Source organism: Streptomyces spongiae (assembly GCF_009377185.1).
In the GTDB taxonomy this organism is placed as follows: Bacteria; Actinomycetota; Actinomycetes; order Streptomycetales; family Streptomycetaceae; genus Streptomyces; species Streptomyces spongiae.
In genome coordinates, this window is sequence record NZ_VJZC01000500.1 from 1 (window position 1) to 7,447 (window position 7,447).

Consider the following 7,447-nt stretch of genomic DNA (forward strand, 5'->3'; position numbering starts at 1 on the left):
CCTCCACCGCACGCGACTCGGGCGCAGCCACGATCGCGGCAAGAAGGTCGACCCCACGGGCCCGCGCCCCACCCCGCCGTGCGGCACGCCCGCACGCACCCTCCATCGCCCCGGCCGCCACCGGCGACCATCCCGCCACACCGGTGAGCACGGGGACGGCACCGGAATCCTCGACGCTGCTCTGCCAGCGCAACCCGTAGCCGATGCTCCGCTGCACGAGGTACCCGAGCAGCCGGGCAATCTGGGGGCCACTGTCGAAGACGGCGCGCACCTCGGGGTCGGACTCCAGGAGCGTGTGCAGCAGATGCGCGGTGTCGATCTGCCGGTCCCCGTCCCGCAGCGCCCGTCTGCGCGCACCGGCGATCACCGCTGCCAGCTCATCGGTGAGCCGGGCATCGGGCTCCGCGCTTGTCCGGTCGTGGTCGGCGGCGGTCTGCCGGGGAATACGGGGTCGCACATCCCCTACCCCATCAGCCCCTGCCGGCCGAGTCATCCTCGCCGCGCAGCATTTCCGCGTCCGACACAGGTTGGGCCGGAGGAGCCGGTTCTCCTCCTTACGGATGAGAACACACCTCTGAGAACGACATCACGCCGTACCCCACCAAACCATTTCTGACAGTTCATCAGTATTGAATGTTCCAGGCCATGCGGCTACGTTCCGCGACACCGCAGCCCGAGACGAAGAGGTGGTCGCATGGCCGAGGTCAGCGCGGAGGCACGTATCGAGGCACCCGCCGAGAAGGTGTGGGCCCAGCTCGTCGACTGGTCCGCGCACGGTGAGTGGAACACGACGCACACGGGCTTCCCCAAGGGCGGCCCCCAGACCCTCGCGGTCGGTGGCACCTTCCAGGAGAACCTGAAACTCATGGGCTTTCCGGCGGAGGTCGAGTGGACCATCGCGGAACTCGAACCCGCTCGGGTCCTCACCATCCGCGGCAAGGGCCCGATGGCCGTGGACCTCGCCACGCGCTACACCCTCACTCCGGACGGCACCGCCACCACGGTCCGCATCGACGGCGAGTTCACGGGCGCGGCCGTCTCCCTGATGGCGGGCAAACTGAAGGACTCGGCGACAGCCGCGTTGAACGAGTCGTTGCGCAAGCTGGGCGGACTGGTGGCGTAAGCCAGGCGCACGGCCGCACACCACCACCACTCCTCACCCACCACCACTCCTCACCCATTGCCCCACCGGACACACCAAGGCGCCCCACGGACAACATCCGCGGGGCGCCCCCAGGCCGTACTACTGCCGTACTACGACCTGCCGGGACTGTCAGTCCTCGTCGGCGAGGATCAGATACAGCTTCTTGCGGGCCTCGTTGATGACCGCCAGCGCCTTGTCACGCTGGTCCTTGCTGCCGGTCTTCCAGACCTGGCCGAACGCCTCCATCAGACCGAAACCGGCCTGCCGGATCTCGCTCAACGCCTCCCAGTCGACCCCGCGCGAGGCCTCCTCCCACGGCGCCTCGGGCCCTTCGTCGGCCGCCGTACGGCCCGGCTCGGTGAGCGAGAACAGCTTCTTGCCGCCCTCGGTCTCGCTGGCGATGAGTCCCTCGTCCTCCAGCAGTTGGAGAGTGGGGTAGACCGAGCCCGGGCTGGGCTTCCACGCCCCGCCGCTGCGCTCGGCGATCTCCTGGATCATCTCGTAGCCGTGCATGGGCCGGTCCTTGAGGAGGGCCAGGATCGAGGCCCGTACGTCACCGCGCCGCGCCCTCCCCCTGGGTCCGCCCCTGCCACGCCCGCCCCACGGTCCCGGGCCGAAACCGGGGCCGAAGCCGGGGCCACCGTGCCCCGGGCCGAACGGCCCGAAGGCGCCGCGCAGCGCCTCGAAGTCGGGACGTCCGTGCGGGCCGGGCCCACCGTGACGTCCATGTCCACGCTCGAATCCGTAGTCCTGTCCACGGGTACGCATCGCAATCACTCCATTCCATCGTTGATCTGTCGCGATGCCTCAACGATATATCGGAATACTTCGCGTGGCAAGGTCCCTCCCGGAGCACGCTCCTGACCTGTGGCAGCGATCCGGTCGTACCGCCGAGGCCCGCCGTGCCCCGTCGAGGCCCGCGGAGGCCGCCGCGTCCGTGGTCTACTGCCCGTCATGCCGTTGCTGCTGCTGGACCTCGACAACACCCTGGTCGACCGCGATGCGGCCTTCCGTGCCGCTGTCGCCGATTTCCTCGCCGAACACGGACTTGCCGACTCCGATCTCATGTGGGTGATGCGCATCGACGCGAGCGGCTATACCGCGCGTCACGAAGTCGCCGCCGCCCTGACAGCCCGGTACGGGGACGCGGTACCGGCCACCGCCATCCGTGCCCTTCTCGACAACGGCGCCGCCAGTCGCGTCCTTCTGGCCCCTTCCTCCCGTGAGGCCCTGGGCAGAGCACAGGCGGCAGGCTGGACGTGTGTGATCGTCACCAACGGCCGCACGGCCCAGCAGGAAACGAAGATCCGCGGCACCGGCCTCGACCAGCTCGTCAAGGGCTGGGTCATCTCCGAAGGCGTCGGCCACAAGAAACCGGACCCGGAGATCTTCCAGGCAGCGGCGGCCACCGTCGGCGCCTCCCTCACCGGCGCATGGGTCATCGGCGACTCACCGCACGCCGACATCGCGGGCGCCCACGCGCTCAGCCTCCGCAGCGTATGGGTGACGGGCGGCCGCCCCTGGGCCCAGGACTCCTACCGGCCCACCCACATGGCCCCTGACGTCGCCTCGGCGATCGACCACGCCATCAGGACAACGGGATGACCGAACCCGCTCAACCGGCTTCCCAGCCCCAGGTGTTGCGCCCGGGGCACTGACGCCATGCACGCGCCGTCTAGGGTGCGGGCATGATCTCGAACAGCTACCTCTCCGAACTGTTCTCGCTGAACGGCCGGATCGCCGTGGTGACCGGCGGCAGTTCCGGTATCGGCCAGGCGATCGCCGGGGCTCTCGCGCGAGCGGGGGCGAGCGTGGTGATCGTGGCACGCAAGGAGGCGGAGCTGGCCGCCACGGTCGACGAGCTGGTGGCGGACGAATGCCGGGCGGCCTGGGTGAGCGCCGACCTGAGCACCCGCGACGGGGTGCGCGCGGCAGCGGAGCAGGCGGCCGCGGTCTTCGGCGAGCCCGACATCCTCGTCAACTGCGCCGGGATCAACCTGCGGCCGCCGATGGGCGAACTGAGCGAGGACGTGTGGGACACCACGATGGCGGTGAACCTGGAGGCGCCCTACCTGCTGGGCGAGCGGTTCGGGCCCCGTATGGCCGAGCGCGGCTACGGGCGGATCATCCACATCACCTCCCAGCAGGCGCACCGGGCGTTCGTCCAGAGCGGCGCCTACGGGGTCTCCAAGGGGGCGCTGGAGTCACTGGCCCGCTCACAGGCCGAGGCGTGGTCGTCGTACGGCGTCACCTGCAACACGCTGGTGCCCGGCTTCGTCCCGACCCCGCTCAACGCACGCCTGCAGTCCGACCCGGAGAAGATGGCGGCGCTGGCCGCGCGCACGATGGTCGGGCGCAACGGCCTGGCCGAGGACTTCGCCGGAGCGGCGGTGTTCCTGGCCGGCCCCGCCTCCGGCTACGTCACCGGACAGGCGATCTTCGTCGACGGCGGGTTCTCCGTTCACTGAGACCGGCCGCCCGCCGAGTGGCGTCGCCTGGACGAACCCGTCAGGCCCCCACACCTGATCGACCCGGGGAGCGAGGGGCGCGGCCTGGCCCCCGCTCCCCGAAATCGGTCCACCACCCCCGAATTGGCCTTGGCCCACCACTCCACCGGCCCCTAGCGTCGGACCATGCGGATACGAATCGTCGACGCCTTCACCAACCGTCCCTTCGCCGGCAACCCGGCGGGAGTCGTTCTCCTCGACGCCTTCCCCGACGACACCTGGCTCCAGAACGTGGCCCGGGAGGTCAACCACCCCGAGACGGCGTTCGCCCACCGCCTGACCGACAACGGCGAGGCGGACTGGGCGCTGCGCTGGTTCACGCCCGAAACCGAGGTCGCGATGTGCGGCCACGCCACGCTGGCCACGGCACACGTCCTCGCCACCACCGGCGCCCACACCGGCCCCGTCAGGTTCGCCACCCGCAGCGGAGTCCTGGCCGCGACGTCCCACGAGGACGGCTCCCTCACCCTGGACTTCCCGACCGCGCCCCTCACCCCGGCCGAGCTCCCCGACGGCGTGACCGAGGCACTGGGCGCCCAGCCGCTCACCGCCCTCGACACCGGCCCGAACATCGGCGACCTGCTGCTCGAACTCGCCGACGAGAAGACCGTCCTCGGCCTCACCCCCGATCTCAAGGCCCTCGGCCGCTTCTCCGAGCGCGGCGTCATCGCCACCGCCCGCGCCGAAGACCCCTCCCAGGGCTACGACTTCGTCTCGCGCTGCTTCTTCCCGAACGTCGGAATCGACGAGGACCACGTCACGGGCAGCGCGCACACGGCCCTCGCCCCGTTCTGGTCCGACCGCCTCGGCCGCCCCACCCTCACCGGTCTCCAGGCCTCAGCGCGCTCCGGCCTGGTCCGCACCGAGGTCCGGGGCGACCGCACCCTCCTGACCGGCCACGCGGTCACGGTCATCGAGGGCGAGCTGCTGGCGTAACGGCATGCCCGGCAGGGGGCGCACCGCCGGTCGCGCCCCCTCACGCCGTCGGCAGCCAGCCCACCTTGCCCGCGAGCAACGCGTACCCGACGAACGCGCCGATGTCGAGCAGCGAGTGCGCCACCACGAGTGGCCCGACCCGCCCCCAGCGCCGGTACAGGTAGACGAACACCACGCCCATCACCAAGTTGCCGATGAATCCGCCGATGCCCTGGTAGAGGTGGTACGAGCCGCGCAGCACCGAGCTCGCCATCAGCGCGGCCCCCGGGCTCCAGCCCAACTGGCCGAGCCTGCGCAGCAGATACCCGACGACGATGACCTCTTCGAGAACGGCGTTCTGGATCGCGGACAGGATCAGGACGGGGTACTTCCACCACACGTCGGGCAGCGCCTCGGGCACCACCGTGAGGTTGAAGCCGAGGCCGCGGGCCGCGAGGTAGAACGCGATGCCCGTGCTGCCGATCACCGCGGCGATCGCCGCCCCGCGCCCGAGGTCGAACCACGGCTTCGTCCGGTCGAATCCGAACGTCCGCAGCCCCGCGCCCTCACGCAGCAGGAAGTGCGCGACGAGCGCGACGGGCACCAGCGCCGTCGTGATCCCGAAGAGCTGCCAGGCGAGATCCAGCCATGGACGGCCTGGCGCGGCCGAGGCGTTCATGGTCGCGGCCTGACCCTTCAGCCCTCCCGGTTTCGTGACGGAACCGACAAAACCGATGAGGGCGGATACTCCACTCGCACCGAGCGAAAGCCCCAGAACGAGCAGTGTCTCGTTGCGGAGCATCCGTCGGCCCGACCCGTCCAACGGCAAAGAATCGGCCACCGACCCCGCCTCCACCTGCACTTATGCCTCCAGTTCGGTAATCCCACCGCATCCCCGTCTTCGCCCCGCTATCGTCTCGAAAGAAGTTGCGAAGATCGTGCGCGACAGGCCATGGGGGGCGGGCGCCCGTAGCGGGCGTACCTCTCCCCCTTCCTGCTCTACGGCCATTTCACGCCACGAGGTTCGAACAGGGAGGGCACCATCCCATGGGACGTCACAGCTTGCCCGATCATCCCAGGGCGGGCGCACCCGGCCCTCGGCCACGCGCCCGCCGCCGCAGCGTCGCCATCGCGACCGTACTCGTCCTCACCGTCGCCGGGGGCACGGCGGTGGTCGTCCGCGGTGGGCTGCTCTCCTTCGGCGCCTCCTGCCGGGACAGGGCCGTACGGCTCGACCTGGCCGCCTCCCCCGACATCGCACCCTCACTCAAGGCCGCCGCCGACCGGGCACGCGACGAGAACGTCACCTCCGACGGCCGCTGCCTCGACGTCCGAGTGAGGGCCCGCGACTCCTCCGAGGTCGCGGACGACCTGCGCTCCGGCGGGAAGCCCGACGTCCAGGTGTGGGTGCCGGACTCGGACGTCTGGGTCCAGCGCGTCTCGGCGGACACGACATCCACGCGGCTCACCCGGGCGGGCAACGTGGCGTCCTCACCGGTCGGCGTCGCCGTGGTTCCCTCGGCGGCGAAGTCCCTGGGCTGGCCCGAGAAGACGTACACCTGGACCGAACTGGCCGGCGCGACCCTCCAGGACGACCGTCTGCGGCTCGGCGCGGCCGACGCTTCCCGCAGCGCCACCGGTCTGCTCGCCCTGACCCGGCTGACGACCGCCGCGGCCGGGACCAAGGACGGCGGCACCCAGGCGGCGGCCATGGCGAAACTGCTCTCACAGCGCACGGTCGACAGCGACAGCCAGGTCCTGGCCACCCTCCCACGGGACGCGTCGGGCTCCGAACAGGGGAACCCCAAACGCAACCAGGCCCTGCTCCTGTCCGAGCAGTCCGCGTACACGCACAACGCGTCGGCCGACGCCGACGAGCACCTCCGCCTCTTCTACCCGAAGGACGGCGCGCCCCGGCTCGACTACCCGTTCACGCTGGTCGACGACGCGCGGCTCACCACGGACGAGAGCCGTGCGGCGCTGCGGTTCATGACCCTGCTGGACAGCACGGAGGGGCGGGCGCTGCTGACGGAGCGCGGGTTCCGGCTGGAGGGCAAAGACGCCTCGACCGCCCTGGTCACCCGGGCCGGGGGCCGCGCCCCACAGCCGTACGACGACGACCCGCCCGAACCGGACCCCGCGCCGGCGGTCCAGGAGGCGCTCGGCATGTGGACGATCACCGTGCAGAGCGCCCGGATCACCACGGTCGTCGACGCCTCCGCCTCGATGGCGGAGCCGGTGCCGGGCACGGGCCGGACCCGCATGGACGTGACGAAGGCGTCCCTGCTCGAGGCCCTCGCCACCTTCACGTCCGAGGACGAGATCGGGCTGTGGGAGTTCTCCACCAAGCTCGACGGAAACCGCGACTACAAGGTCCTGGTACCGACGAAACGGCTCGGCGACCGGGTGGGCGACGGCACCCAACGGGACCGGCTGTCCGCCGCGTTCACCAGCCTGGCACCCGTTCCGGAGGGCGCGACCGGCCTGTACGACACCACACTCGCCGCGTACGAGGAAGCCGTCTCGTCGTACGCGAAGGGCAAGTTCAACGCCCTGGTCATCCTCACCGACGGCGTGAACGAGGACCCCGGCAGCATCTCCCGCTCCACCCTCGTCTCCGAGCTGCAGAAGGCGACCGACCCGACCCGTCCAGTACCACTGATCGCGATAGCCGTGGGCCCGGAAGCCGACAAGACAGAACTGAACCAGACAGCCAAGGCAGCAGGCGGCTCCGGCCACCAGGTCAGCAACCCGTCACAGATCCAGTCGGTCATCCTCAAGGCGATAGTCCAGGCAGGCAGCCAAACCTAGCCAACCGCCGCAGCCCGTCCGACGCTTGAGGACAAGGCCGTAAGGCCAAAAGGGGCGCGGGGAACTGCGC

Annotated in this window: 8 protein-coding genes; 5 read left to right on the forward strand and 3 right to left on the reverse strand. The window is 70.6% G+C overall.

Annotated features, from left to right (window positions below):
* Positions 1–457 (reverse strand): peptidase (locus tag FNH08_RS39570; protein ID WP_322726216.1); only part of this gene is annotated, 457 nt, incomplete at its 3' end.
* 237 nt (positions 458–694) lie between these two features.
* Between FNH08_RS39570 and FNH08_RS39575 the strand changes: the two genes are divergently transcribed.
* Positions 695–1,123, forward strand: coding sequence for a type II toxin-antitoxin system Rv0910 family toxin (locus tag FNH08_RS39575; protein ID WP_152776358.1), 429 nt, complete (start codon positions 695–697; stop codon positions 1,121–1,123).
* A 150-nt stretch (positions 1,124–1,273) separates the two neighbouring features.
* On the opposite strand, the gene FNH08_RS39580 is transcribed toward FNH08_RS39575, so the two are convergent.
* On the reverse strand, positions 1,274–1,912 hold the full coding sequence (locus FNH08_RS39580; protein WP_152776359.1) for a PadR family transcriptional regulator: 639 nt from the start codon (positions 1,910–1,912) through the stop codon (positions 1,274–1,276).
* 186 nt (positions 1,913–2,098) lie between these two features.
* Between FNH08_RS39580 and FNH08_RS39585 the strand changes: the two genes are divergently transcribed.
* The 3 genes from FNH08_RS39585 (at position 2,099) to FNH08_RS39595 (ending at position 4,587) form a co-directional block, all read left to right on the forward strand.
* On the forward strand, positions 2,099–2,749 hold the full coding sequence (locus FNH08_RS39585) for an HAD family hydrolase (RefSeq protein WP_152776360.1): 651 nt from the start codon (positions 2,099–2,101) through the stop codon (positions 2,747–2,749).
* An 83-nt stretch (positions 2,750–2,832) separates the two neighbouring features.
* On the forward strand, positions 2,833–3,612 hold the full coding sequence (locus FNH08_RS39590) for an SDR family NAD(P)-dependent oxidoreductase (RefSeq protein ID WP_152776361.1): 780 nt from the start codon (positions 2,833–2,835) through the stop codon (positions 3,610–3,612).
* Positions 3,613–3,777: 165 nt separating this feature from the next.
* Entirely contained in the window at positions 3,778–4,587 is an 810-nt protein-coding gene (locus FNH08_RS39595) for a PhzF family phenazine biosynthesis protein (protein ID WP_152776362.1), read from the forward strand.
* Positions 4,588–4,627: 40 nt separating this feature from the next.
* Here FNH08_RS39595 and FNH08_RS39600 read toward each other — a convergent pair whose 3' ends face one another.
* The gene (locus FNH08_RS39600) at positions 4,628–5,428 is read right to left on the reverse strand and encodes a CPBP family intramembrane glutamic endopeptidase (RefSeq protein WP_322726217.1); all 801 of its coding nucleotides are present in this window, start codon (positions 5,426–5,428) and stop codon (positions 4,628–4,630) included.
* 185 nt (positions 5,429–5,613) lie between these two features.
* Between FNH08_RS39600 and FNH08_RS39605 the strand changes: the two genes are divergently transcribed.
* Positions 5,614–7,377 (forward strand): substrate-binding and VWA domain-containing protein, encoded by a 1,764-nt coding sequence (locus tag FNH08_RS39605; RefSeq protein WP_152776363.1) that lies wholly within the window; start codon positions 5,614–5,616, stop codon positions 7,375–7,377.
* Positions 7,378–7,447: the final 70 nt, after the last annotated feature.

Coding starts and splice junctions, on each gene's coding strand:
- FNH08_RS39605 (WP_152776363.1), top strand. CDS start 5,614: ATGGGACGTCACAGCTTGCCCGATCATCCCAGGGCGGGCGCACCCGGC.
- FNH08_RS39585 (WP_152776360.1), top strand. CDS start 2,099: ATGCCGTTGCTGCTGCTGGACCTCGACAACACCCTGGTCGACCGCGAT.
- FNH08_RS39580 (WP_152776359.1), bottom strand. CDS start 1,912: ATGCGTACCCGTGGACAGGACTACGGATTCGAGCGTGGACATGGACGT.
- FNH08_RS39595 (WP_152776362.1), top strand. CDS start 3,778: ATGCGGATACGAATCGTCGACGCCTTCACCAACCGTCCCTTCGCCGGC.
- FNH08_RS39590 (WP_152776361.1), top strand. CDS start 2,833: ATGATCTCGAACAGCTACCTCTCCGAACTGTTCTCGCTGAACGGCCGG.
- FNH08_RS39575 (WP_152776358.1), top strand. CDS start 695: ATGGCCGAGGTCAGCGCGGAGGCACGTATCGAGGCACCCGCCGAGAAG.